This window comes from Pseudomonas sp. UBA4194 (assembly GCF_002379585.1).
In the GTDB taxonomy this organism is placed as follows: domain Bacteria; phylum Pseudomonadota; class Gammaproteobacteria; order Pseudomonadales; family Pseudomonadaceae; genus Aquipseudomonas.
On sequence record NZ_DFUE01000022.1, the window covers coordinates 1111 to 25340 of the forward strand.

Annotated in this window: 23 protein-coding genes; 13 read left to right on the top strand and 10 right to left on the bottom strand. The window is 61.4% G+C overall.

The window, feature by feature from the left end; translation table 11 throughout:
- Positions 1-118: 118 nt before the first annotated feature.
- The 3 genes from B3397_RS06140 to B3397_RS06150 all read left to right on the top strand — a co-directional run bounded on the left by B3397_RS06140 (position 119) and on the right by B3397_RS06150 (position 2447).
- Positions 119-751 (top strand): LysE family transporter, encoded by a 633-nt coding sequence (locus B3397_RS06140; protein WP_296248224.1) that lies wholly within the window; start codon positions 119-121, stop codon positions 749-751.
- A 115-nt stretch (positions 752-866) separates the two neighbouring features.
- Positions 867-1544: a cysteine hydrolase family protein gene (locus tag B3397_RS06145; protein WP_414704352.1), complete on the top strand. Its 678-nt coding sequence runs from the start codon at positions 867-869 to the stop codon at positions 1542-1544.
- A gap of 9 nt (positions 1545-1553) precedes the next feature.
- On the top strand, positions 1554-2447 hold the full coding sequence (locus B3397_RS06150) for a LysR family transcriptional regulator (protein ID WP_296248226.1): 894 nt from the start codon (positions 1554-1556) through the stop codon (positions 2445-2447).
- Between the two features lie 22 nt (positions 2448-2469).
- On the opposite strand, the gene elbB is transcribed toward B3397_RS06150, so the two are convergent.
- On the bottom strand, positions 2470-3129 hold the full coding sequence (elbB, locus tag B3397_RS06155) for an isoprenoid biosynthesis glyoxalase ElbB (RefSeq protein WP_296248228.1): 660 nt from the start codon (positions 3127-3129) through the stop codon (positions 2470-2472).
- Between the two features lie 76 nt (positions 3130-3205).
- Positions 3206-3799 (bottom strand): DedA family protein, encoded by a 594-nt coding sequence (locus tag B3397_RS06160; protein ID WP_296248229.1) that lies wholly within the window; start codon positions 3797-3799, stop codon positions 3206-3208.
- A gap of 347 nt (positions 3800-4146) precedes the next feature.
- Between B3397_RS06160 and ppk1 the strand changes: the two genes are divergently transcribed.
- Positions 4147-6369: a polyphosphate kinase 1 gene (ppk1, locus tag B3397_RS06165; RefSeq protein ID WP_296248230.1), complete on the top strand. Its 2223-nt coding sequence runs from the start codon at positions 4147-4149 to the stop codon at positions 6367-6369.
- 173 nt (positions 6370-6542) lie between these two features.
- On the opposite strand, the gene ppx is transcribed toward ppk1, so the two are convergent.
- The 5 genes from ppx to B3397_RS06190 form a co-directional block, all read right to left on the bottom strand.
- Positions 6543-8045 carry an exopolyphosphatase gene (ppx, locus tag B3397_RS06170; RefSeq protein ID WP_296248232.1) on the bottom strand — a complete coding sequence of 501 codons (1503 nt, stop codon included), beginning with the start codon at positions 8043-8045 and terminating at the stop codon, positions 6543-6545.
- 174 nt (positions 8046-8219) lie between these two features.
- Positions 8220-8951 (bottom strand): amino acid ABC transporter ATP-binding protein, encoded by a 732-nt coding sequence (locus B3397_RS06175; RefSeq protein WP_296248234.1) that lies wholly within the window; start codon positions 8949-8951, stop codon positions 8220-8222.
- On the bottom strand, positions 8938-9588 hold the full coding sequence (locus B3397_RS06180; RefSeq protein ID WP_296248349.1) for an amino acid ABC transporter permease: 651 nt from the start codon (positions 9586-9588) through the stop codon (positions 8938-8940). Before B3397_RS06180 ends, B3397_RS06175 begins: the two co-directional genes overlap by 14 nt.
- A complete protein-coding gene (locus tag B3397_RS06185) occupies positions 9585-10250 on the bottom strand; it encodes an amino acid ABC transporter permease (protein ID WP_296248236.1) in 666 nt (221 codons plus the stop codon). Before B3397_RS06185 ends, B3397_RS06180 begins: the two co-directional genes overlap by 4 nt.
- Positions 10251-10266: 16 nt before the next feature.
- On the bottom strand, positions 10267-11049 hold the full coding sequence (locus B3397_RS06190; RefSeq protein WP_296248238.1) for a transporter substrate-binding domain-containing protein: 783 nt from the start codon (positions 11047-11049) through the stop codon (positions 10267-10269).
- Between the two features lie 314 nt (positions 11050-11363).
- On the opposite strand from B3397_RS06190, the gene trxA reads away from it, so the two are divergent.
- The 6 genes from trxA (at position 11364) to B3397_RS06220 (ending at position 18662) form a co-directional block, all read left to right on the top strand.
- Positions 11364-11693 (top strand): thioredoxin TrxA, encoded by a 330-nt coding sequence (gene trxA / locus B3397_RS06195; protein WP_043192254.1) that lies wholly within the window; start codon positions 11364-11366, stop codon positions 11691-11693.
- Between the two features lie 231 nt (positions 11694-11924).
- Positions 11925-13184 carry a transcription termination factor Rho gene (gene rho, locus B3397_RS06200; RefSeq protein WP_296248241.1) on the top strand — a complete coding sequence of 420 codons (1260 nt, stop codon included), beginning with the start codon at positions 11925-11927 and terminating at the stop codon, positions 13182-13184.
- An 86-nt stretch (positions 13185-13270) separates the two neighbouring features.
- Positions 13271-15235, top strand: a complete 1965-nt coding sequence (locus B3397_RS06205) for an acyltransferase family protein (protein WP_296248243.1) — start codon at positions 13271-13273, stop codon at positions 15233-15235.
- Between the two features lie 72 nt (positions 15236-15307).
- Positions 15308-16774, top strand: coding sequence for a 4-hydroxy-3-polyprenylbenzoate decarboxylase (gene ubiD, locus B3397_RS06210; protein ID WP_296248244.1), 1467 nt, complete (start codon positions 15308-15310; stop codon positions 16772-16774).
- Positions 16774-17742: a CDP-6-deoxy-delta-3,4-glucoseen reductase gene (locus tag B3397_RS06215; RefSeq protein ID WP_296248245.1), complete on the top strand. Its 969-nt coding sequence runs from the start codon at positions 16774-16776 to the stop codon at positions 17740-17742. Before ubiD ends, B3397_RS06215 begins: the two co-directional genes overlap by 1 nt.
- A 251-nt stretch (positions 17743-17993) precedes the next feature.
- On the top strand, positions 17994-18662 hold the full coding sequence (locus B3397_RS06220) for a gamma-glutamylcyclotransferase (protein ID WP_296248247.1): 669 nt from the start codon (positions 17994-17996) through the stop codon (positions 18660-18662).
- Between the two features lie 109 nt (positions 18663-18771).
- Here B3397_RS06220 and glpT read toward each other — a convergent pair whose 3' ends face one another.
- Positions 18772-20118 (bottom strand): glycerol-3-phosphate transporter, encoded by a 1347-nt coding sequence (gene glpT, locus B3397_RS06225; protein ID WP_296248249.1) that lies wholly within the window; start codon positions 20116-20118, stop codon positions 18772-18774.
- Positions 20119-20301: 183 nt separating this feature from the next.
- Positions 20302-21276, bottom strand: coding sequence for an NADPH:quinone oxidoreductase family protein (locus B3397_RS06230; protein WP_296248250.1), 975 nt, complete (start codon positions 21274-21276; stop codon positions 20302-20304).
- Positions 21277-21427: 151 nt separating this feature from the next.
- Between B3397_RS06230 and B3397_RS06235 the strand changes: the two genes are divergently transcribed.
- Both B3397_RS06235 and B3397_RS06240 read left to right on the top strand, forming a co-directional pair.
- Complete coding sequence (locus B3397_RS06235) at positions 21428-21844, top strand: flagellar basal body-associated protein FliL (protein ID WP_296248251.1); 417 nt, start codon at positions 21428-21430, stop codon at positions 21842-21844.
- Positions 21845-22025: 181 nt separating this feature from the next.
- Positions 22026-23372 (top strand): Fic family protein, encoded by a 1347-nt coding sequence (locus B3397_RS06240; protein ID WP_296248253.1) that lies wholly within the window; start codon positions 22026-22028, stop codon positions 23370-23372.
- 36 nt (positions 23373-23408) lie between these two features.
- On the opposite strand, the gene B3397_RS06245 is transcribed toward B3397_RS06240, so the two are convergent.
- Complete coding sequence (locus tag B3397_RS06245; RefSeq protein WP_296248255.1) at positions 23409-23858, bottom strand: EVE domain-containing protein; 450 nt, start codon at positions 23856-23858, stop codon at positions 23409-23411.
- Positions 23859-24056: 198 nt separating this feature from the next.
- Between B3397_RS06245 and B3397_RS06250 the strand changes: the two genes are divergently transcribed.
- Entirely contained in the window at positions 24057-24206 is a 150-nt protein-coding gene (locus B3397_RS06250) for a hypothetical protein (protein WP_296248257.1), read from the top strand.
- Positions 24207-24230 lie beyond the last annotated feature (24 nt).

The window sequence follows — 24230 nt, forward strand, 5'->3', positions numbered from 1 at the left end:
GAGGGGACCATTCACCGCAGACCCAAGAACAATCCCGCAAATTTCCCCATTCACCCCATAGCCAAACCCAACCCGCCCCAGTACCGTAAGCCAATCAAACAACCCCTTCGAGGTCCCCATGCTTCTGGAAACCTGGCTGGCCTTCTTCGCCGCCTGCTGGATCATCAGCCTGTCCCCTGGCGCGGGTGCCATTGCGTCGATGTCCTGCGGACTGCAGCACGGCTTTGTGCGGGGCTATTGGAACGCGCTGGGCCTGCAACTGGGTCTGATCATGCAGATCGCCGTCATCGCTGCCGGCGTCGGGGCGATCCTGGCGGCGTCGGCCACAGCCTTCCAGGTAATCAAGTGGTTCGGCGTGGTCTACCTGCTGTACCTCGCGGTCAAGCAATGGCGGGCGCTGCCCACCGATATCAGCGAAGAAGCGGATGGGCGTCCGGTGGGCAAGGCGTCGACGCTGGTGTTGCGGGGTTTCCTCGTCAACGTCAGCAACCCCAAGGCGTTGGTGTTCATGCTGGCCGTGCTGCCGCAGTTCATCGATCCCCACGCGCCGCTGCTGGCCCAATACCTGACCATCGGCGCCACCATGGTGGCGGTGGACATGATCGTCATGGCGGGCTACACCGGTCTGGCCGCCAAAGTGCTGCGCTTGCTGCGCACACCGCGCCAGCAACGGCGCATGAATCGTACCTTCGCGGGACTGTTCGTAGGGGCAGCGACGCTGCTGGCAACCTTGCGGCGGGTGCCTGCCTGACGATGATCAGGGTCTGTGCAGTCTTTGCACAGATCCTGTTTGACCGGCGATCTAGTGCCTGCCGGTGCGGCTATCTAGACTGGGCTCCCCAATTGGCTCTGCCTGGTGATTTGCCATGATCCTGCGTTTTCCCCGTCGTCTGTTTTCCGCCTGTGTACTGCTCGGCATGGCCAGTGCGGCCAGTGCTCAACCCACCATCCGCGCCATGTCGGGCGTCAGTACGATCAGCCACCTGGTTGCACCCAAGACCGCCTTGGTGATCATAGATTTCCAGAATGAATACTTTAGCGGCAACATGCCGATCGTCGACGGCGAAGCCGCATTGAACAATAGCCGGTCACTGATCGAGTTCGCCGACCAGCACGAGATCCCTGTCTATCATGTGCAGCACGTGGCGCCTGCCGGGTCCGCCCTGTTCGCCGCGGACGGCGAAAACGTCAAGTTCCATCCGCGCATGCTACCCCGCGCGGCTGACGTTACCGTGCGCAAGAGCACGGTGAGTGTATTTGCCAGCAGCGATCTGGACGCGCAGTTGAAGAAACGTGGCATTGATACGCTGCTGATCGCCGGCCTGATGACGCATGCCTGCGTGGCGGGCGCGGCCCGGGACGCGGTGCCACTGGGCTACAACGTGGTAGTGGCATCCGATGCCTCGGCCACCCGCGCCATAACCCGTCTGGACGGCACCAGGATCGATCAGAAGGCGCTGCACAATGCGGCGCTTGCCGAGATCGAAGACACCTTCGGCGACGTCCTGACCACCGCGCAGATCAAAAGCCTGCCCGTACGCTGAGAGTCACACATGAACCAACTGTTCGCCATGCGCGTTTTTCGCTGTCTGGTTGAGGCCAACGGTTTCAGCGCAGCGGCCGAACGGCTGGACATTACCCACTCGACCGTCTCCAGACAGCTGCAGCAGTTGGAGGCGCAGCTAGGTGCACGACTGCTCAATCGTACTTCGCGCCAGCTCAGCCTGACCGACGCCGGTCAGCGCTACTACGCCGCGTGCGTGGACATCCTGCAGCGCATCGACGCTGCCGGCGAGGCGGTGGAGGGTGGTCAGGAACGACCATCGGGCCTGTTGCGCGTCAGCGCCCCGCTGGTCATCGGAACGCTGGAACTGCCTTATTGGCTGCCCGCGTTTCAACAGCGCTACCCTGATATCCAACTAGAGCTGTCGTGTTCCGACACCTTGGTGGATCTGGTCGCCGATGGCTTCGACGTGGCGCTGCGCATCTGCACGCCGCTGGCCGATACCAGCCTGGTGGCGCGCTTGTTGGCGATCTCGCCCATGGTGTTGGTGGCCGCGCCCGGCTACCTGCATCGGATGGGCCTGCCGCGGGTGGCCGAAGACCTGAGCGAGCACCGCCTCTTGGCCTATGGCCGCGACACGCTGTGGGAAGTGCAGGAGCCCAGCGGCCAGAGCGCCCAGATAGAACCAGGGCATGCGTTTCGCAGTGACACCATCACCGCCTTGCACGCTGCGACAGTGGCGGGCTTGGGGGTGGCGGCCTTCACGCATGCGACGGTTCAGGCCGACCTGCTGGCTGGCCGACTGGTCAGGGTGTTGCCAGGCATGACGCTGGGTGAGCGCAACTATTACGCCCTGTACCCCCACGCCCGGCACTTGCCTGCGCGGGTACGGGCATTCGTTGACTTCATGCTCGAGCATTATCGCGTCGCAGGCGCAGCGTAACCGGTTGGACGCAACCCGCTGCCTATTCCTGGGTCAGCTCGATCACCCGGTCCACCAGCTTGTTGATCCCCGCTGCAGCTTCGCCAATCGTCTTGGCGCGCATGTACGCGGGGGTGCTGACCAGCTTGCGCGCAGTGTCCTCGACGATGTCGGTCACCTCGCACTCCTCATGGGTGCCGCCCATCTTGTCGATGGCCTGGGCGGTGTCGGCGTCGTTGCCGATGGTGCAGGTCACGCCGGGGCCGTAGATCTTGGCGGCCAGCGCTGGCGAGATGCAGATCAGACCCACCGGCTTGCGCGCTTCGGCGAACGCCTCGGCCAGCGCCTGAACCTGCGGGTCCAATGTGCAGCCGGCGCCCTGGGTGGCAAAGTTGGAGAGGTTCTTGGCCGCGCCGAACCCGCCGGGGACGATCAGCGCGTCGAAATCATCGGCATTGGCTTGGGCGATGTCCTGTACTGCGCCGCGGGCAATCCGCGCCGATTCCACCAGCACATTGCGGGACTCGGCCATTTCCTCGCCAGTCAGGTGATTGATCACGTGCATCTGCGCGATGTCGGGGGCGAAGCACTGGACCTCGCAGCCGCGCTGATCAAGGCGCAGCAGGGTGATCACGCTTTCCTGGATCTCGGCGCCATCGTAGACGCCACAGCCGGAAAGAATCACGGCGATTTTCTTGGTCATGGGCTCAACTCCGATTCTGTCCATTCTCTGTAACATGGATCATGATCGGCACCGCATGTTCACTGCAAGGGTGATATCAGGGCTTTTGCGTCTCGGCCTCGGCGCGCGCCTTGCGGGCAATCCGGGCGGCCTTGATGCGCCGGCGTATCCACAGGCCGACGCCCAGCAGCACCAGGGCGCCGAGCACCCACAGCTCGTACTTCTTGACGTTGCCCAGCATGTGCTCCAGGAACGAGCCGAAATGATAGGCCGCCAGGCCCAGGGCCGTGGCCCACACGGCGGCGCCGATGCCGTTGAGCAACAGGTAGCGACGCGGCGGGTAGCCGGACAGGCCGATGGCCACGGGCATCACCGTGCGCAAACCGTAGACGAAGCGAAAGCTCAGCACCCAGATATCCGGATGTTTGCGAATATGCTCCAGGGCCTTGTCGCCCATCAACTGCCAGCGAGGCTTGCGCGCAAGTAGTTTGCGTCCATGCTTGCGCCCCAGGAAATACCAAAGCTGGTCGCCTGCGTAGCTGCCGAAAAAGGCCACCACCACAACCATATTGATATCCATGTAACCACGGAACGCCAGAAACCCGGCCAGGACCAGAATCGTCTCGCCTTCGAAGAACGTACCGAGAAACAGGGCGAAGTAGCCAAAATCGTTCAGGAATTGTTGGAGCATTTTATCGATGCTGGCGAAATGAACGCGAAGCCTAACCCTTCGCGAAGATTCATGAAAGTATCGAAATGTGTCTTGGCGTTAACATTTCTTGTCAATCTTGTAGGGCAGGGCGGCATTGAACCCGTTCACGGGCCTGTCATCCAATCGTCACAATGGATGCTTATAAATGTTGCGCTCGTCCGTTTAGGATGGGAACGGCTGTCACCAGGGGCTCGTTCACCATGATCGCCCGTTGCCGACACGCGCCTGGGTACATTTCCTCGCGGCAGGGGTCCATGGCCGGCGCACTCGCCGGCCTCCCTGCCGCTCACTCGCTGAGAGGGCGTCAATGCCCTCGGGACCGCTAGATGAACAACGAAGCACAGACCGAAGTCGCTCTCATGGAAGATCAGCCCGTACTCGATATCGCCCCGAAGGCGCCGGTAGCCGAAGTACCGCCCGCCGACCTGGTGATCGAGGAACCTGCGCCCGTGGCACCGGCCATTGCCGTGCCTGGCCTGGACGACAGCAGCCTGTACATTCATCGCGAGCTGTCCCAGCTGCAATTCAATATTCGCGTGCTCGAGCAGGCACTGGACGAGTCGTACCCGCTGCTCGAGCGGCTGAAGTTCCTGCTGATCTTTTCCAGCAACCTGGACGAATTTTTCGAGATTCGCGTGGCAGGTCTCAAGAAGCAGATCACTTTTGCCCGCGAACAGGCCGGCGCCGACGGCTTGCAGCCGCACCAGGCGCTCGCACGCATCAGCGAGCTGGTGCACGGGCATGTCGATCGCCAGTACGCGATTCTCAATGACATCCTGTTGCCGGAGCTTGAGAAGCACCAGGTGCGCTTCATCCGTCGCCGTCACTGGACCACCAAGCTCAAGACCTGGGTGCGCCGGTTCTTCCGCGACGAGATCGCGCCGATCATCACCCCGATTGGCCTGGACCCGACTCACCCGTTCCCGTTGCTGGTGAACAAGAGCCTGAACTTCATCGTCGAGCTCGAAGGTATCGACGCCTTTGGCCGCGACTCGGGCCTTGCGATCATTCCTGCGCCGCGTCTGCTGCCGCGTGTCATCAAGGTGCCTGAAGACGTTGGCGGGGCAGGGGACAACTTCGTGTTCCTGTCGTCGATGATCCATGCCCACGCCGATGATCTGTTTCAGGGCATGAAGGTCAAGGGCTGCTACCAGTTCCGCCTGACCCGCAACGCCGACCTGTCGGTGGACACCGAGGACGTCGAAGACCTGGCGCGTGCCCTGCGTGGCGAGCTGTTCTCCCGTCGCTACGGCGATGCGGTACGTCTGGAAGTGGCGGACACCTGTCCCAAGCACTTGTCCGACTACCTGCTCAAGCAGTTCAACCTGGCCGAAACCGAGCTGTATCAGGTCAATGGTCCGGTGAACCTGACGCGGCTGTTCAGCATCACTGGTCTGGACAGTCATCCGGAGCTTCAATACCTGCCGTTCACGCCGCAGATCCCCAAGCTGCTGCAGAACAGCGAGAACATTTTCAGTGTGGTGAGCAAGCAGGACATCCTGCTGCTGCACCCCTTCGAATCGTTTACTCCGGTGGTCGACCTGTTGCGCCAGGCCGCCAAGGACCCTCACGTGCTCGCGGTGCGCCAGACCCTGTACCGCAGCGGCGCCAATTCCGAGATCGTCGATGCGCTGGTGGATGCCGCCCGCAACGGCAAGGAAGTCACCGCAGTGATCGAGCTGCGCGCACGTTTTGACGAAGAGTCGAACCTGCAGATGGCCAGCCGCTTGCAGGCAGCCGGTGCAGTGGTGATCTACGGTGTGGTGGGTTTCAAGACCCACGCCAAGATGATGCTGATCCTGCGCCGCGAGGCCGGTGAGATCGTCCGCTACGCGCATTTGGGCACCGGTAACTACCACGCCGGCAATGCCAAGCTCTACACCGACTACAGTCTGCTGACTTCGGACGACGCCTTGTGCGAAGACGTCGGCAAGCTGTTCAGCCAACTGATCGGCATGGGCAAGACGTTGCGCATGAAAAAGCTCCTGCATGCGCCGTTCACCTTGAAGAAGGGCATGCTGGACATGATTGCCCGGGAGACCCAGTTCGCCGTGGACGGCAAGCCGGCGCACATCATTGCCAAGTTCAACTCGTTGACCGATCCAAAGATCATTCGAGCGCTGTACAAGGCCAGCCAGTCGGGTGTGCGCATCGATCTGGTGGTGCGCGGAATGTGCTGCCTGCGTCCGGGCATCGCCGGGGTTTCGCACAACATCCACGTGAGGTCCATCATCGGTCGCTTCCTGGAGCACACCCGGGTGTTCTACTTCCTCAACGGAGGCGAGGAGCAGATGTTCCTGTCCAGCGCCGACTGGATGGAGCGCAACTTGGACAAGCGGGTCGAGACTTGCTTCCCGGTGGAAGGCAAGAAGCTGATCATGCGGGTCAAGAAGGAGCTGGAGAGTTATCTGGCCGACAATACCCACTCATGGATCCTGCAGTCCGACGGGCGTTATGTGCGTAACACGCCTACCGGCAACCAGAACGCCCGCAGCGCTCAGGATATCCTGCTGGAAAGGCTGAGCAATCCGATCCTGCCAGTACGTTAACCTGTAGCACCGGCGTAAGCCGGGTCCGGCCGCCGCGGTGTATCAGACCCACCGCAACCCCCAACACCCGACCCACCAATGTAGCACCGGCGTAAGCCGGGTCAGGGCTCCGTGGTGTATCAGACCCACCCCGATATCGCCGGACGCGGCTTACGCCGCTGCTACAGGGTGGGTCAGCGCACGCTTAGGGTGAAGCCTACGCGTGTCAGCCATTCCGCTTCCTGGTCGAAATCCGCCTTGGTCAGCTGGTTGTTCTCCAGCCAGCCATCGGGGAATACCACATCCAGGCTCTTGGCCTTGGCGTGCAATGTCACCGAAGGCATCTCCTGGGTGCCACGGATATGGTGAAACAGGATCGCGAAGCGCAGCAGCACGCACAAGCGGATCAGCTGGGTGCCTTCATCGCCGAAGTCGGCGAATTTGTCCTTGGGGATGTTGCGCCGGTGGCCACGGACCAGCAGTGCCAGCATCTGCTGGTCTTCGCGGGAAAAGCCGGCGAGGTCTGAGTGCTCGATCAGGTAGGCGCCGTGCTTGTGGTAGTGGTAGTGCGCGATGTCCAGGCCAATTTCGTGCACCTTGGCCGCCCAGCCCAGCAACTCGCGCCACACGCCATCGTCCAGTTCCCAATCGGTCGCCACCTGATCGAACGCATGCAGCGCCTTGCGTTCGACCCGCTGGGCCTGCTCCACATCGACGTGATAGCGCTCCATCAGCGAGCTGAGCGTGCGCTCGCGCACGTCTTCGTGGTGGTGACGGCCCAGCAGGTCGTACAGCACGCCTTCGCGCAACGCGCCGTCGCAGTGATCCATACGCTGCAGTGCCAGGGCATCGAAGATGGCTTCGAGAATGGCCAGGCCGGCCGGGAAGATGGTGCGCCGGTCCGGCTTGATCCCCTCGAAGTCGATCTTGTCGACTTCACCGAGCTTGAACAGCTTGCGCTTGAGCCAGGCCAGGCCGTCGGCATTGACCTCCCCCGAACCCTGGCCGCCTGCCTTGAGGGCCAGGCCAATCGCACGGATGGTGCCTGACGAGCCGATGGCCTCATCCCAGCTCAAACGATGCAACGCGTTCTCGATGGCCATGATTTCCAGCCGCGCCGCGGTGTAGGCCTGGGCGTAACGCGCCGGCGTGATCTTGCCATCGCGAAAATAGCGCTGGGTGTAGCTCACGCAGCCCATTTGCAGGCTTTCGCGCAGCAGGGGCTCGAAGCGCTGGCCGATGATGAATTCGGTACTGCCGCCGCCGATGTCGGCCACCAGACGCTTGCCCGGGGTGTCGGCCAGGGTATGGGAGACGCCCAGATAGATCAGTCGCGCTTCCTCGCGCCCGGAGATGACCTCGACGGGGTGGCCGAGGATCTCCTCGGCGCGAACGATGAAGTCGTTGCGGTTGCGTGCCTCACGCAGGGCGTTGGTGCCGACGATGCGCACGGCGCCCAGGGGCAGACCGTTGATCAACTGGGCGAAGCGCTTCAGGCAATCGAGGCCGCGCTGCATGGCTTCTTCGCTGAGCATGCGCTCCTCGTCGATACCGGCGGCCAGCTGGACCTTCTCGCCTTGGCGTTCGAGGATGCGGATTTCATTGACGTGGGCCTTGGCCACCACCATATGAAAGCTGTTCGAGCCCAGGTCGATGGCGGCGATCAGGGACAGGTTCTTGGCTTTGGTCTGCGGCATGGTCAGAGGATCTCGGTCGTTAACCCCAACATCGTGCCACGATCGGGCCGCGCCGCCAACGCGGCATATTTGGGATGGGGGGTGGATGGTCCCCTCACCCCAGCCCTCTCCCTGAGGGAGAGGGGGCTAGAAGCAGATCGAGGTGCGTCGGCAGGAGATGGCCGGCTGCGATGCCTACCCCTGCTGCATCCCAATGAAATTCGCCAATTCCGGCGTCTGCGGATTGGCGAACAGAATCTTCGGATCGCCCACCTCATGCACTTTTCCGTGGTGCATGAACACCAGCTTATCCCCCACCTCGCGCGCGAAGCGCATCTCGTGGGTGACCATGATCAGCGTCATGCCTTCCTCAGCCAGCTTGCGCACCACGCTGAGCACTTCGTTGACCAGCTCAGGGTCCAGCGCCGAGGTAATCTCGTCGCACAGCAAGACCTTGGGTGACATCGCCAGCGCACGGGCAATCGCCACGCGCTGCTGTTGCCCGCCGGAGAGCCGGTCCGGGAACGCATCGAATTTCTCGCCGAGCCCGACCCGTTCCAGCATGTCTTTGGCCAGTTCCCGGGCCTTGGCCTTGGACACTTTCTGCACCACCTGCGGCGCCAGCATCACATTCTCGCCCACGGTGAGGTGGGGGAACAGGTTGAACTGTTGAAACACCATGCCGACCTTCTGCCGCAGACTGCGCAAGTCGGCGCGGGCGGCGTCCAGGTATTCGCCGTCCACCTCGATGACCCCATCGTTGATCGACTCCAGGCCATTGAGCGTACGCAGCAGCGTGCTCTTGCCCGAGCCGCTGCGGCCGATGATCGCCACCACCTGGCCTTCCTCGACGCTCAGGTCGATGCCCTTGAGCACGTGGTGATCGCCATAGTATTTGTGCAAGGCGGAAATTCTAAGCAGAGGCATGCAGTCTCCTTTCCAGATAGCGAGCGCTGAGCGACAGCGGGTAGCACAAGGCAAAATAGCCCAGGGCCACGAAGCCATAGACCATGAAGGGTTCGAAGGTGGCATTGGCCAGCATGCCGCCGGTCTTGGTCAGCTCGGTGAAGCCGATGATCGAAGTCACGGCGGTGCCTTTGACCACCTGCACCGAGAAGCCCACCGTCGGCGCCACGGCGATGCGCAGTGCCTGGGGCAGAATCACGTAGCGCAGTTGCTCGGTCCGGTTCAGCGCCAGGCTGGCCGAGGCTTCCCATTGGCCATTGGCGATGGATTCCACGCAGCCGCGCCAGATCTCCGCCAGGTAGGCGCTGGTGAACAAGGTCAGGGCCAATGCGGCGGCCAGCCAGGGCGAGATGTCCACGCCCAGCAGGGCGACGCCGAAAAACACCAGAAACAGCTGCATCAGCAGTGGCGTGCCCTGGAACAGCTCGATGTAGCAACGCGCCAGGGTGCGGATGGGATGGGTCTTGGAGATGCGCATCGTCATCACCAGCAAACCGATCACGCCGCCGCCGACGAACGCCACCAGGCTCAGGGCCAGTGTCCACTGCAACCCCACCAGCAGGTTGCGCACGATGTCCCATAAGGTGAAGTCCATCAGCTGTTCCTCATGATGTAGCGCCGCCCCAGCCAGTTGAGCAGCATGCGGATCAGGATCGACATGGCCAGGTACACCAGTGTCGTCAGCAGGTAGGTCTCGAAGGCGCGAAAGTTACGCGACTGGATGAAGTTGGCGTAGAAGCTCAGCTCCTCGGTGGCGATCTGCGAGCACACCGCCGAACCCAGCATGACGATGATGATCTGGCTGCTCAGGGCGGGCCAGACCTTGCCCAGCGCCGGCTTGAGCACCACATGACGGAACGCTTCGAAGCGGCTCATGGCCAGGGCCGCCGAGGCTTCCAGCTGGCCCTTGGGGATGGCCTGGATGCCGGCACGGATGATCTCCGTGGAGTACGCGCCCAGGTTGACCACCATGGCCAGTATCGCCGCCTGCCATTCGCTGATCTGCACCCCCAGAGAGGGCAGGCCGAAGAAGATGAAAAACAGTTGCACCAGAAACGGCGTGTTGCGGATCAATTCCACGTACACGCCGAACAGGGCGGCGAACGGCTTGATGTTCCAGGCTCGCACGGCGCCGCCGACGATGCCCAGGCCGACACCGAACACGGCGCCGATGAACGTCAGCTGCAAGGTGAACAGCGCACCCTGAAGCAACAGATCAGCGTGCTCCAGTACCGGGGCGAAAGAGAACTGATAAGCCATGGGCTGCTCTCGCGAATCAAAGGTCGGCTGGCAGGGGCTGCTTCAGCCAGGTCTGGGAGTTTTTCTCCAGGCTGCCATCGGTCTTGCCGCTGGCGATGATCTGGTTGACCTTCTCCAGCAGGGCCGGCTGGTTCTTGTTGATACCCACGTATACCGGCGAGTCCTTGAGCTTGAGCTTGAGGGCTGGAATACGCTTGGGATTCTTCTCGGAAATGGCCACCATCACCACGTTGCCGCTGGCGATCAGATCGGTCTGGCCGGCCAGGTAGGCGGCGATGGTCGAGTTGTTGTCTTCGAAGCGCTTGATGGTGGTGCCTTCGGGGGCCACCTTGCTCAACTCGATGTCTTCGATGGCGCCGCGGGTGACGCTGATGGTCTTGCCCTTGAGATCGTCGAGGTTGGCGACAGCCGCCTCAGGCGGGCCGAACACCGCGAGGTAGAAGGGTGCATAGGCACTGGAAAAATCGATTACCTGCTCGCGCTCGGGGTTCTTGCCCAGGCTGGAGATCACCAGGTCGACCTTGCCGGTAGTGAGGAACGGGATGCGGTTGGTCGAGTTGACCGGGGTCAGTTGCAGCTTGACCTTCAACTGGTCGGCGATCAGCTTGGCGGTGTCGATGTCCAGCCCGCGCGGCTGCATGTCCGGGCCCACTGAGCCGAAGGGAGGGAAATCCTGAGGCACGGCGACGCGCAACGTGCCGCGGTCGGTAATGTCGCTCAAGCCATCGGCGTGGACGGCTTGGGTCAGCATCAGGCTGGTTACCAGGGCAGTGAGCAGAACGCTGCAACGCTTGATCATGGCTTTACTCCATCAGGGAAAAACGCGAGGTGCATTGCTGATAGCACAGCCCGTGCCAAGATGGGGCAGGGCGCGCCTCGGCCCGGCAGGCATTGAGCGGCAGCGGTCCAGGATCGGTCATGCCGGACTCGCTCGGCGCACCATAAAGGGGCGCGCATGGAGCGAATGCATGCACCGCGCGATGATGCCGTCATCGTTCCATTGGCTGTATCACCCACGTTCATAGTGACGATCAATGATCATCGGCTTCCTGTGGACGGCGGGTGCGGCTATGATGGGCAACGTTTTTCAGAATATGACCACGGAGACACTCCATGAGCAGCGACCTTATCAAGCACGTCAGCGATGCCAGCTTCGAAGCAGATGTACTCAAGGCTGACGGTGCTGTACTCGTCGACTACTGGGCCGAATGGTGTGGCCCGTGCAAGATGATTGCACCGGTTCTCGACGAAATCGCCGAAACCTACAAGGGTAAACTGACCGTCGCCAAGCTCAACATCGACGAGAACCAGGAAACCCCGGCCAAGCACGGCGTGCGGGGCATCCCGACCCTGATGCTGTTCAAGAACGGTAACGTCGAAGCGACCAAGGTCGGCGCACTGTCCAAGTCTCAGTTGGCCGCGTTCCTGGACGCCAACATCTGATACGTGAAAGGCCCCGCATTCGTCGGGGCTTTTTTCTGGGCTCGACACTAGACGCCCAGAAATCGAGGTGTTACATTCGGCCTCGCATTGGTTTCTCCTCTGCCCCCTGCAAGCCGTCGCCGACGCACTCCTACTCGAATCAGTACGCGATCCTGTCGCCTTCTCTGCGGCGCGGCCTCATTAAGCCCAAAGCTTAATTTCTCCCTCCATACACGATTACGTCATTCCCTTATGAACCTGACTGAACTCAAGCAAAAGCCGATTACCGATCTGCTCGAAATGGCCGAACAGATGGGCATAGAAAATATGGCCCGTTCGCGCAAGCAAGATGTGATTTTCTCCCTGTTGAAGAAGCACGCCAAAAGCGGCGAGGAAATCTCCGGTGATGGCGTGCTGGAGATTCTCCAGGACGGCTTCGGCTTCCTGCGTTCGGCTGACGCCTCGTACCTGGCCGGCCCCGACGACATCTACGTCTCGCCCAGCCAGATCCGCCGCTTCAACCTGCGTACCGGCGATACCATCGTCGGCAAGATCCGCCCTCCCAAGGAAGGCGAGCGTTATTTCGCCCTGTTGAAAGTCGACACCATCAACTTCGACCGCCCGGAAAACGCGAAGAACAAGATTCTCTTCGAAAACCTCACGCCGCTGTTCCCCACCGTGCGCATGAAGATGGAAGCCGGCAACGGCTCCACCGAAGACCTCACCGGTCGCGTCATCGATCTGTGTGCACCGATCGGCAAGGGCCAGCGTGGCCTGATCGTCGCCCCGCCGAAAGCGGGCAAGACCATCATGCTGCAGAACATCGCGTCGAACATCACGCGTAACAATCCGGAAGTGCACCTGATCGTTCTGCTGATCGACGAGCGTCCGGAAGAAGTGACCGAGATGCAGCGCACCGTGCGTGGCGAAGTGGTTGCCTCCACGTTCGACGAGCCGCCGACCCGCCACGTGCAGGTTGCCGAAATGGTGATCGAGAAGGCCAAGCGCCTGGTCGAGCACAAGAAGGACGTGGTCATCCTGCTGGATTCCATCACGCGTCTGGCCCGTGCCTACAACACCGTGATCCCGAGCTCCGGCAAGGTCCTGACCGGTGGTGTCGACGCTCACGCCCTGGAGAAGCCGAAGCGCTTCTTCGGTGCCGCGCGTAACATCGAGGAAGGCGGTTCGCTGACCATCATCGCCACCGCGCTGGTTGAAACCGGCTCGAAGATGGACGAAGTGATCTACGAAGAGTTCAAGGGTACCGGCAACATGGAACTGCCCCTGGACCGCAAGATCGCCGAGAAGCGCGTCTTCCCGGCCATCAACATCAACCGTTCCGGCACCCGCCGCGAAGAGTTGCTGACCGCCGACGACGAACTGCAGCGCATGTGGATCCTGCGCAAGCTGCTGCACCCGATGGACGAAATCGCCGCCATCGAGTTCCTGGTCGACAAGCTCAAGCAGACCAAGACCAACGACGAGTTCTTCTTGTCGATGAAGCGCAAGTAAGCCACCGGGCTGCTTGACCCGAATGGCGCCCTACCGGGCGCCATTTGCATTTCAGATCCTCGCAGCATCGCGTAACAGGGAACGTTATGACTGACCTCGCCTATCGACGTGACATCGACGGCTTGCGTGCCTTGGCCGTTATCGCCGTTGTGTTGTTTCACTTTGGGGTGCCCGGATTTTCCGGCGGATTCGTTGGCGTGGATATCTTCTTCGTCATCTCCGGCTACCTCATCACTTCGATCATCTGGCGCGAACGCCAGGCGGGTCGCTTTCGTTTCGTCGATTTCTGGGAGCGCCGCGCGCGGCGTATCCTTCCAGCCCTTGTGGTGATGATGTCGGCGTGCCTGGTGGTCGGGTGGTTCCTGCTGGTGCCGCGCGACTACGAGGAGCTGGGGCGCTCGGCACGCTACCAGGCCATGTTCATCGCCAATGTCCTGTTCGCTCGTCAGGATGGCTATTTCGATATCGATTCGGAACTCAAGCCTCTGCTGCACACCTGGTCACTGGCCGTGGAGGAGCAGTTCTACATCGTCCTTCCGCTGCTCCTGGCGGTGCTTGGCCGCTATCTGCGGTCCTGGCGCCTGGCGTTGCTGGGGGTTGCATTGATGTCGTTCGCGCTCAGTGTGTGGCAGGTCCAGCATGCCTCGGCCCAGGCGTTTTTCCTGCTGCCGGCCAGGGCTTGGGAGTTGTTGGCGGGCAGTCTGCTGGCGCTGGCACCTGCCACACGCCGGCCGGTAGCCGACGGGGTGCGCCAGACGGTTGCCGCTGTCGGACTGGGCGCGCTGTTGCTGGCGATCATCGGCTATGACTGGCAGACCGCCTTCCCAGGCGTGGCGGCGCTGTTGCCGGTGGGCGGGACCGTGGCAATCATCTGGGCCAATGCCGGCCAGCGCACCTGGATTGCGCGCCTGCTGGGCCTGCCGCCATTGGTGGCCGTGGGGCTGATTTCCTACTCGTGGTACCTGTGGCACTGGCCGGTCCATGTGTTTGCCAACTACGCCGCGGTGGACGGTCTGCAGCCTTTGGAAAATGCCGGCTTGATTCTGTTCAGCCTGGGGCTGGGCTACCTGTCCTGGCGTTGGGTGGAGACGCCGTTGCGGCGCAAGCGTTGGCTGGCACAGCCGCGGCGGATGCTCGCTGCGGCAGTCTTGGCCATGTTGCTGGTAGGCGGCGCGGGCCAGGCACTGCGCAGCAGCGAAGGCTGGCCCTCCCGTCTGCCCGAGCAAGCGCTGCGTTATGCCCAAGCCAGCCAATGGCGGGCGGGGCAGCGCGATTGCATGTTCGACAAGCACTCGGCTGCCGATCAGTGGGTGTGCCACTTCGGGACATCCAACGCAGCAGACACCCCCCCGCTGGTATGGGGCGACAGCCACGCAGCTGCATTGGCGCCCGCGCTGCGGCTGCTCGGCGAGCGGTCCGGGAAGGCGCTGGACCTGGCCAGTTCGGCAGGTTGCGCGCCGGTAGCGGGGCTGGAGCGCGACGCGCTATGTCGCCAGTTCAACCAGAACGTGCGGGCCTTGCTTGAGCGCGATCCGAACCGGGACGTGGTGCTGGTCGCCCGCTGGAGCCTGTACCTCTACGGCGATGAACATGGCGACATGACCTATCGCATGAGTGGCCCGGACGCGCCGGGACAGCTCGCCGCCGCCCTGGGCCGCGAGGTCAAGGCGCTGCGCGCCCGTGGCAGCCGTGTCTGGCTGGTAGAGGAAGTGCCGTTGCAACGGGTCAATGCGCCCTATCGGCTCAGCCGCCTGGCCATGCTGCACCGCCCCACCACCGGTGTGGGCCGGCCGCTGGTCGAACATCAGCAACGTCAGGCGTTCGTGCATGCCTTGTTCGCCGACCTCAGTGCCGGTGATCCATCGGTGCGGGTATTGCGTCCCGCAACACTGTTCTGCGCCGATGGCGTGACCTGCGTTGCCGAGGCGGCCGGGCGCTCGCTGTACATGGATGACAATCATCTGGGTGACGATGCGGCGGGCTTTATCGCGCCGCTGTTTGCGCCGTTGTTGTTGCCCGCCGCAACGCGGACCGAGGTCAATCTCCAATAATGCCTCGCCGGCGGCTGCCACCGGCCGCCAGAGCAGGTACGATGTACGCCTATTTTCTAAGTGGCATGGTCGATGAAATTCAAGGATCTTCGGGATTTCGTGCAGCAGCTTGAGCAGCGCGGAGAGTTGAAACGCATTCAGGTGCCCATCTCGCCAGTGCTCGAAATGACCGAGGTCTGCGACCGCACCCTGCGTGCAAAAGGCCCGGCTCTGCTATTCGAAAAGCCCACCGGTTTCGATATCCCGGTACTCGGCAACCTGTTCGGCACCCCTGAGCGCGTCGCCATGGGCATGGGCGCCGAATCCATCGGCGAGTTGCGCGAGATCGGCAAGCTGTTGGCTTTCCTCAAGGAGCCCGAGCCGCCCAAAGGTCTCAAAGACGCGTGGTCGAAACTGCCGATCTTCAAAAAGATCATCGCCATGGCGCCCAAGGTGGTGAAGGACGCGGTGTGCCAGGAGATCGTGCTGGAAGGCGACGACGTCGACCTCGGCATGTTGCCGGTGCAGCATTGCTGGCCCGGCGATGTAGCGCCCCTGATCACCTGGGGCCTGACCGTCACCAAAGGGCCGAACAAGGATCGCCAGAACCTGGGCATCTATCGCCAGCAGGTGATTGGTCGCAACAAGGTGATCATGCGCTGGCTGAGTCACCGTGGCGGCGCGCTGGATTATCGCGACTGGTGCGAGAAACATCCCGGTCAGCCTTTCCCGGTGGCCGTTGCCTTGGGAGCGGACCCGGCAACCATCCTCGGCGCCGTGACCCCGGTGCCCGACAGCCTCTCCGAATACGCCTTCGCCGGCCTGCTGCGAGGCAACCGCACGGAACTGGTCAAGTGCCGTGGCAACGACCTGCAGGTCCCGGCCACGGCCGAGATCATCCTGGAGGGCGTGATTCATCCAGGCGAAATGGCCGATGAAGGGCCTTATGGTGATCACACCGGCTACTACAACGAGGTGGACAAGTTTCCGGTGTTCACCGTCGAGCGGATCACCCATCGTATCAAGCCGATCTACCACAGTACCTACACCGGGCGGCCGCCTGACGAGCCCGCCATCCTGGGCGTGGCATTGAACGAAGTGTTCGTGCCGATCCTCCAAAAGCAGTTCCCCGAGATCACCGATTTCTACCTGCCACCTGAAGGTTGCTCCTACCGAATGGCGGTGGTGACCATGAAGAAGCAGTATCCGGGGCATGCCAAGCGCGTCATGCTGGGGGTGTGGTCGTTTTTGCGACAGTTCATGTATACCAAGTTCGTTATCGTCACCGACGACGATATCAATGCGCGGGACTGGAACGACGTGATCTGGGCCATCACCACCCGCATGGACCCCAAGCGCGACACCGTGATGATCGACAACACACCGATCGACTACCTGGATTTCGCCTCGCCGGTTTCCGGTTTGGGGTCGAAGATGGGGCTGGACGCCACGCACAAGTGGCCTGGCGAAACCACCCGGGAATGGGGACGTGTCATTGTCAAGGATGAGGCGGTGACCCGGCGTATCGATGAACTCTGGAATCAGTTGGGAATAGATTGATGCGTGTGACCTTGCAGCCTTCGGGCGCGGTGCTTGAAACCTTGCCTGGCGAGTCGATCCTGGCAGCCGCGCAGCGTCTGGGATATGAGTGCCCGCAGAGCTGCCGCAATGGCAACTGCCATGTGTGCAGTGCCTTGATGGTCGAAGGTCGGGTGCGTCAGGAGGGCGAAGTCATCGATCAGGGCGAGATCTACACCTGTATCGCCGAGCCCCTGGAAGACTGCGTGATTCTCTGGGACGGTGTGCTGGCCAAGGGCGAGCTGCCGGTACGCACCCTGGCGTGCCAACTGACCGAATGCATCGAAGTGGGTGGCGATGTCTGGCGAGTGCGGCTGCGCGCACCGGCGGGCAAGCCACCGCGCTACCACGCCGGCCAATACATGATGATCGAGCGCGACAACGGTGAGAAATCCGCGTTCTCCCTGGCGTCGGCGCCCCACAGCGGCCGTGATCTGGAAATGCACGTACTGGTGCGTGAAACCAGCGCGCAGAACCTCATCGAGCAGTTGCAGCGCAACGGCATGGCCCGGGTACATCTTCCCTACGGCGACACGCACCTGGCCGAATTGCCCGACGGGCCATTGGTACTGATCGCCGCTGGCACCGGCATGGCGCAGATGCACAGCCTGATCGAGCATTGTCGTGCCCAGGGTTTCAAGCACCCGGTGCACCTGTACTGGGGGGTGCGTCGTCCGGAAGACTTCTACCTGATCGAACACTGGGAGCAATGGAAGCAACTGCCCAATCTGTTCCTGCATCGGGTGGTCAGTGACCTGTGTGGTTGGGAAGGACGCTGCGGCATGCTGCACGAAGCGGTGTGCGAGGACATTGCCGACCTGTCGGGCGTGCATGTCTACGCCAGCGGTTCGCCAGCCATGATCTACGCCACCCTCGATGCCCTGGTCGCCGCTGGCATGGACGCGCACCAGATGCGTGCAGACGTCTTCGCCTACGCCCCCCGCCCGTAGCAGCGGCGTCAGCCGCGTCCCGGCCCGGTGCAAACTGTGGCGGCGTTCAGGACGCGGATGAATCCGCTGCTACAGGGGTGTGCGTCAACTTTGCGATTGTGCCAATACAGTGCGTTATAACCGTCTGAAACTTTAATGATTATAAGGGCTTGTATTTCTTTGCCTATCTGCCATACGGTAATGGCGGGGTACTTGTAATCGGTTAGAGTAAGGTGTCTTTGGCACCTTACGGGGATATCGGGCGACTGCTTATGTCGGCACTTGAAACTGCGCACTTGAATGTAGTGTACCCACCGACGCTCGACTTCGGGCCGCAACTGACCCACGAGCAACTGCTCCATTCACTTCACAGCACCATGCGTCGCCACCACGGCGGTCCGGTCTGGCTGTTCGCCTACGGTTCGCTGATCTGGCGGCCCGAGTGCAATGCGGTCGAACGCCGGCGGGCCCGCGTGCATGGTTATCATCGCGGCCTCTACCTTTGGTCTCACGAGCATCGCGGCACCCCTGAATGCCCAGGTCTGGTATTTGGCCTGGACCGTGGGGGCTCCTGTTCAGGCTTCGCCTATCGACTTCCCGAAGACCAACTTGAAGATTCATTGTTGGCACTGTGGAAACGCGAGATGCCTTATCCCTCGTATCGTCCACACTGGCTAAATTGCCGCCTGGAAGACGGCACCAAAGTGCAGGCCCTGGGGTTTGTTCTGGAGCGTCATCTGCCCAGTTATGCCGGCAACTTGCCCGACAACTTGCTAACCCAGATCCTGGCCAGCGCCAGCGGTCGTTTCGGCACCACCCGCGACTACGTCGAACAGACGATCAACGCCTTGCGCAACCACGAGATGCCGGACAAGAACCTGGAAGCGCGCCTCAAGCGTTGCCACGAAGGCAATTGCACTCAAGCAACCCTACCCCTGTAGCAGCGGCGTAAGCCGCGTCAAGCCACCGACCCTCTGACGGCACGCTTGCCGGTACGCGCGCCAGAGGTGGATCAGCGCAGCTGCTGACGCGGCTTACGCCGCAGATACGTCAGGCGGGGCGGGCGGTGCTGGCGATCTGTTTGTGCCAGAGGGTCGGGATGAGGCAGGCAATGGCCAGCAGACAGGCGCCGACCAACAGCACGAAGCCGCCGTCCCAGCCAAAATGGTCCACGGTGTAGCCCATGGCGGCACTGGCCGCGACCGAACCACCGAGGTAGCCAAACAGACCCGTGAAGCCGGCCGCAGTGCCAGCCGCTTTTTTCGGTGCCAGTTCCAATGCCTGCAAGCCGATCAGCATCACCGGGCCGTAGATCAGGAAGCCAATGGAGAACAGCGCGATCATATCCACGGTGGGGTTGCCCGGTGGGTTGAGCCAGTAAACCAGGGTTGCGACCGTCACCAATGCCATGAACACCACGCCGGTCAGGCCGCGATTGCCTCGGAAGATCTTGTCCGACATCCAGCCGCACAGCAGGGTGCCCGGGATACCGGCCCATTCATAGAAGAAATACGCCCAGGATGTGGTGTCGACGGTGAAATGCTTGGCTTCCTTGAGGTAGGTCGGCGCCCAGTCCAGCACGCCGTAGCGCAGCAGATAGACGAACACGTTGGCCAGTGCGATGAACCACAGCATCTTGTTGCGCAGCACGTACTTGACGAAGATTTCCCGGGCGCTGAATTCTTCCTCGTGGCTGGCATCGTAGCCTTCGGGGTAGTCGTTCTTGTATTGCTCGATGGGTGGCAGGCCTACCGACTGAGGGGTGTCGCGCATGGTCGCGAAGGCGAACAACGCCACCAGCAAGGCCACCGCCGCCGGCACGTAGAAGGCGGCATGCCAATCATTGAACAAGCCCATGCCGAGCAGGAACAGCGGGCCGATCAGGCCGCCGCCCACGTTATGCGCCACGTTCCACACCGAGACCACGCCGCCGCGTTCCTTCTGCGACCACCAGTGCACCATGGTCCGTCCGCTGGGCGGCCAGCCCATGCCTTGGGCCCAGCCATTGATGAACAGCAGGATGAACATCATGGTCACGCTTGACGTTGCCCAAGGCGCAAAGCCGAACACGAACATCACGCCAGCCGAAACCAGCAAGCCGAACGGCAGGAAATAGCGCGGGTTGGAGCGATCGGACACCAGGCCCATGAGGAACTTGGACAACCCATAGGAAATGGCGATGGCCGACATGGCCAGGCCCAGTTGGCCGCGGGTGTAACCCTGTTCTTCGATCAGGTAGGGCATGGCCAGGGAGAAGTTCTTGCGCAGCAGGTAGTAGCCGGCATAGCCGATGAAGATCCCGGCGAAGATCTGCCAGCGCAGGCGGCGGTAGGTGCTGTCGATTTTTTCATCGGGCAGGGTCGCGCGATGAGGGGCAGGGCGGAAGAAGGCGAACATTCACAGACTCCAGTTGTTGTTATGTGCTGCGGATTCGAATGTTACAGTTTCGTTACCGAAAATAACATTGATAATCAGCCATGAAAACTGGGTTGGAATGTTGATATGTGAATCGTGGATGGTTTTGAGAGAGGGTGAGGGGACCATCCACCGCAAAAGCCTGCGCCAGACACCCCTCACTCGCTACACAACAATCACCACTTTGCCGGCAACGGTTCGCTCCGATAGCGCCACGATAGCCTTGTCCGCCGACGCCAGTGGATAAGTCTTCGAGATCACCGGCTTCACAGTCCCCTGCGCCCACCAGGTGAAAAGCTCAGCGAAGTTGGCTTTATTGCGCTCCGCCTCCCGCTGCGCAAACGCCCCCCAGAACACCCCAAGCACCGCCGCACCTTTGAGCAACACCAGGTTGGCTGCCATCTGCGGAATCTGTCCGCTGGCAAACCCCACCACCAGCAAGCGGCCATTCCAAGCCAGCGAACGCACCGCTGCATCGAACAGTTCACCGCCAACCGGATCGTAGATGACGTCCACGCCCCGGCCATCGGTCAGCCGTTTGAGCGCGTCCTTGAGATTCTCGCTGCTGTAGTCGATCAACTCGTCCGCGCCGGCGGCCTTGGCCACCGCCAGCTTCTCGGCGGTGCTGGCAGCGGCGATCACTCTGGCACCCATGGCCTTGCCGATTTCCACGGCAGCCAGGCCAACGCCGCCGGCGGCGCCCAGCACCAGCAGCGTTTCACCCGGCTGCAGCTGCGCGCGTTGCTTCAAGGCATGCATGGAGGTGCCGTAGGTCATGCTGAAAGCCGCTGCCGTGGTGACATCCATCCCTTCTGGCATCGGCAGAACATTGCTGGCGGCAACGGCCACCTCTTCGGCAAAGCTGCCCCAGCCCGTCAGCGCCATCACCCGATCGCCGACCTTCGGATGCGTCACGTTCTGCCCGGTTGCCAGCACTACGCCTGCGGCTTCACCCCCTGGGGAAAACGGCAGCGGCGGCTTGAACTGGTATTTGCCCTCGATGATCAAGGTGTCGGGGAAGTTGACGCTCGCGGCTTTGACCCCGAGCAGAATCTCATCGGCCTTGATCGACGGGCTTGGGACTTCTTCCAGCACCAGCGTCGACGCCGGGCCATAGGCCTTGCACAAGATCGCTTTCATGGGGGCTATTCCTTTGCGGGTAGTGGCCGATAAGTGTAGGTAGATGACCGAGACGGTCAACGAGCATGCTCGCCCCTGATGAGCCGCCATAAGCGCTGGTATCGTGGGGGTCGATCGGTATGCTGGGCACAATGTCGATGAGGAACGAACAGTGAAAGCATGGTTTTTGATGGTACTGGCGCTGACACTGCCAACAATGGCAGTGGCCAACGAAGCCGCGAAAGAGGGCGAGGGCGGCGCGCCCAAGGTCGCCTATGTCGGCATGACCCCGCCATTCGTGGGCAACTACGCCCTGGACGGCAGCCCGAAGCTGCATGTCTACAAGGCCGATATCGCCCTGAAGGTCACCGGCCCGGAAGCCGAGGCCGCTGTAAAGCGCCAGGACCCATTGCTGCGCAACCAACTGGTGGCCCTGTTCGCTCAGCAAACGGTGGACTCGATGAGCAACGTCGAGGCCAAGGAAAAGCTGCGTCAGGAAGCCCTGAAGCAGGTGCAGCAGGTGATGAGCGATGAAGAAGGCAAGCCAATGGTGGAGGATTTGTTGTTCAATAACTTGATTGTGCAGTGATCAGGTCGCTCAGAATCTGACCCTCACCTTGCAGCTTAAGCAGATGCCTTGCGCTGATTGGGTCGCACGGCATTGGCTGGACGAGCTCTGCCGTCCGGGCAGGGCGTCGCCGTGGTAAATAACGGACATTCATACGCCAGTAGGGTAGCCTGTCTCAAATTCATTGAGTTTTGAGATAGCGATGCTCAAACTTCCGCCGGTCGTCATCCGTGATCCACTCCAGCGTATCGCCCGCGATTGCCCTGAGCGGATAGGCGAGTACCTGACCCTGAATGCACCTTTGGATGAGAAGGGCCGCTACCAGCACTTCGACAAGCTTCGTTTCCGTATACCCCAGGGCCTGGATCATGTACTGGTGTGGTCGCTGGTCAAGCTGGCGCGTGAACGCCAGCTGAGCGACGTTGTGATGTTGGGCGCGCCTGCACATCGGTGTCAGTTGCTGCTCACGCCGGCGATCCATGCGGCGACCTCAGAGTGCGATCGCCACACCACCGCTGCCGCGTTGGAATGGATGAGCAGCAAGATCGGCGAGCAGAAGCATGTGACCTACCTGCTCAATGATCTCATCGAGGATGAGGCCATCAGTAGTAGCCAGCTGGAGGGTGCATCCACTACGACCAAGGTCGCCAAAGACCTGCTCAAGCGTCGGCGCGCCCCGCGTAACCCGGATGAAAAGATGATCCTGGGTAATTACCGGATGATGCAGTTCGTCTGGGAAAACCGTGCTCGGGCGCTGAGCGCGGATCTGATTGCCGAGATCCACCAGGTGGGCGTGGAGAACATCGATGATGAGCATTACTACCCAGGGGTGTTTCGGGTCAACGACGAGATAGTGGTTCAGGATGGCGATGGCAATGTCGTGCACTCGCCACCGCCTGCCAAAGGGCTGGAGGCGCGGCTTGAAGCCCTGGCTGCATGGGCCAACAGCAACCATGGGGCGTTCAAGAGCAACAACTATCTGCATCCGTTGATCAAGGCCATCGTGCTGCATTTTGCGATTGGCTATGAACACCCCTTTCACGACGGTAACGGCCGGGTAGCGCGCTCGCTTTTCTATTGGTTCATGTTCAAGCATGACTTTGCGGCGTTTCGCTACATCGCGATCAGCACCTTGCTCAAGGCAGCGCCGGTCCAATACGGCAAGAGCTATCTCTATACCGAAACCGACGACATGGACCTGACCTACTTCGTCGACTACCAGAGCCGTACGATCATTCGTGGCATCGCCGACTTCAAGGAGGCCTATGAAAAGACGCTGGCAGACATGAACGCATTCAATCGGTATCTGTTCGACAGTGGGTTGTATGCCCAGCTGAACGAAAAGCAGAAGACCGTGCTTCAGGTCGCCAGCGATGACAAGGGTATGGAATTTACGGCGGTGAACCTGAAAGAGAGCTTGGGCTGCTCGTATAACACAGCGGCCTCGGTGCTCAATGGCCTGGTGGACCTGGGCTTGTTTCACAAACGCAAGGAAGGCCGAGAGTGGGTGTTTTCCTTGGTGCCCAAGAGTCAGCGCGTCAGACGCTGAAACGGCAAGTCTTGTGCGCACCACCCGCGTCGGGGATCAGCGCAGTGCCATGATTGCTGCCCACTGTTCGGGCGTGACGGGCATCACCGAAAGGCGAGTGCCTTTTTGTACCAGGGGCAGTTCGGCGAGGGCGGCCTGTTGCTTCAGGTAGCCGAGCGCCAGCACTTTGCGAAAAGTCTCCACATGGGCAACGTCCACCGAGGTCCAGGGGTTCTTGTCGGCACTGGCCTTGGCGTCGTAGTAATGGCTCTGGGGGTCCAGTGCGGTGGGGTCCGGGTAATCGGCGGCGACGATCCTGCCCACCCCGGCGATGCCGGGCTCGGGACAGCTGGAGTGATAGAACAGGAACTCATCGCCCACCGCCATGGCGCGCAGAAAATTGCGTGCCTGGTAATTGCGGACACCGTCCCAGCGGGTTTCACCGAGCTTGCCCAAGCCTTGGATGGAGAGTTCATCGGGTTCGGATTTCATCAGCCAATAGGCCATGGGGTACCTCCTGGATAGTGGGCTTTGGCCAGCTTATTGCATTTTCAAAACAAGCCGACAGCCGGTTGACGCCAAGGTTTGCTTGTCTTCGAAGCTTGCCCCAGAATGCGCGCAAATTTAAGCCCGACCATGCTGTTCGGCGTGCTCAAGATACCGTTTTTGTAATGTTCCAAAATTGCCTGTAGGGGGGCAAGATCGATGCGTCGTAAGCCGGATTTGTTGTGGATATTGGTGATTCTGTTTGGTTTGGGCGTGGTCACCACCGGTTACGCGCAGAGTCTGTGGGCGAGCAAGACGGATACCGGGATGGAGCTGACTGTGGTGCAGACGCCTGGTTTCAAGCGCTGATCTCATCGACCCTTTCGCGGGCAG

Excerpts from the sequence above, each read along its gene's own strand:
- B3397_RS06245 (WP_296248255.1), bottom strand. The coding sequence starts at position 23,858 with ATGGCCTATTGGCTGATGAAATCCGAACCCGATGAACTCTCCATCCAA.
- elbB (WP_296248228.1), bottom strand. The coding sequence starts at position 3,129 with ATGACCAAGAAAATCGCCGTGATTCTTTCCGGCTGTGGCGTCTACGAT.
- B3397_RS06145 (WP_414704352.1), top strand. The coding sequence starts at position 867 with ATGATCCTGCGTTTTCCCCGTCGTCTGTTTTCCGCCTGTGTACTGCTC.
- B3397_RS06240 (WP_296248253.1), top strand. The coding sequence starts at position 22,026 with ATGCTCAAACTTCCGCCGGTCGTCATCCGTGATCCACTCCAGCGTATC.
- B3397_RS06230 (WP_296248250.1), bottom strand. The coding sequence starts at position 21,276 with ATGAAAGCGATCTTGTGCAAGGCCTATGGCCCGGCGTCGACGCTGGTG.
- ubiD (WP_296248244.1), top strand. The coding sequence starts at position 15,308 with ATGAAATTCAAGGATCTTCGGGATTTCGTGCAGCAGCTTGAGCAGCGC.
- B3397_RS06215 (WP_296248245.1), top strand. The coding sequence starts at position 16,774 with ATGCGTGTGACCTTGCAGCCTTCGGGCGCGGTGCTTGAAACCTTGCCT.
- B3397_RS06175 (WP_296248234.1), bottom strand. The coding sequence starts at position 8,951 with ATGCCTCTGCTTAGAATTTCCGCCTTGCACAAATACTATGGCGATCAC.
- B3397_RS06250 (WP_296248257.1), top strand. The coding sequence starts at position 24,057 with ATGCGTCGTAAGCCGGATTTGTTGTGGATATTGGTGATTCTGTTTGGT.
- B3397_RS06190 (WP_296248238.1), bottom strand. The coding sequence starts at position 11,049 with ATGATCAAGCGTTGCAGCGTTCTGCTCACTGCCCTGGTAACCAGCCTG.
- B3397_RS06185 (WP_296248236.1), bottom strand. The coding sequence starts at position 10,250 with ATGGCTTATCAGTTCTCTTTCGCCCCGGTACTGGAGCACGCTGATCTG.
- ppk1 (WP_296248230.1), top strand. The coding sequence starts at position 4,147 with ATGAACAACGAAGCACAGACCGAAGTCGCTCTCATGGAAGATCAGCCC.
- B3397_RS06150 (WP_296248226.1), top strand. The coding sequence starts at position 1,554 with ATGAACCAACTGTTCGCCATGCGCGTTTTTCGCTGTCTGGTTGAGGCC.
- B3397_RS06205 (WP_296248243.1), top strand. The coding sequence starts at position 13,271 with ATGACTGACCTCGCCTATCGACGTGACATCGACGGCTTGCGTGCCTTG.
- trxA (WP_043192254.1), top strand. The coding sequence starts at position 11,364 with ATGAGCAGCGACCTTATCAAGCACGTCAGCGATGCCAGCTTCGAAGCA.
- B3397_RS06220 (WP_296248247.1), top strand. The coding sequence starts at position 17,994 with ATGTCGGCACTTGAAACTGCGCACTTGAATGTAGTGTACCCACCGACG.
- B3397_RS06160 (WP_296248229.1), bottom strand. The coding sequence starts at position 3,799 with ATGCTCCAACAATTCCTGAACGATTTTGGCTACTTCGCCCTGTTTCTC.
- ppx (WP_296248232.1), bottom strand. The coding sequence starts at position 8,045 with ATGCCGCAGACCAAAGCCAAGAACCTGTCCCTGATCGCCGCCATCGAC.
- glpT (WP_296248249.1), bottom strand. The coding sequence starts at position 20,118 with ATGTTCGCCTTCTTCCGCCCTGCCCCTCATCGCGCGACCCTGCCCGAT.
- B3397_RS06140 (WP_296248224.1), top strand. The coding sequence starts at position 119 with ATGCTTCTGGAAACCTGGCTGGCCTTCTTCGCCGCCTGCTGGATCATC.
- rho (WP_296248241.1), top strand. The coding sequence starts at position 11,925 with ATGAACCTGACTGAACTCAAGCAAAAGCCGATTACCGATCTGCTCGAA.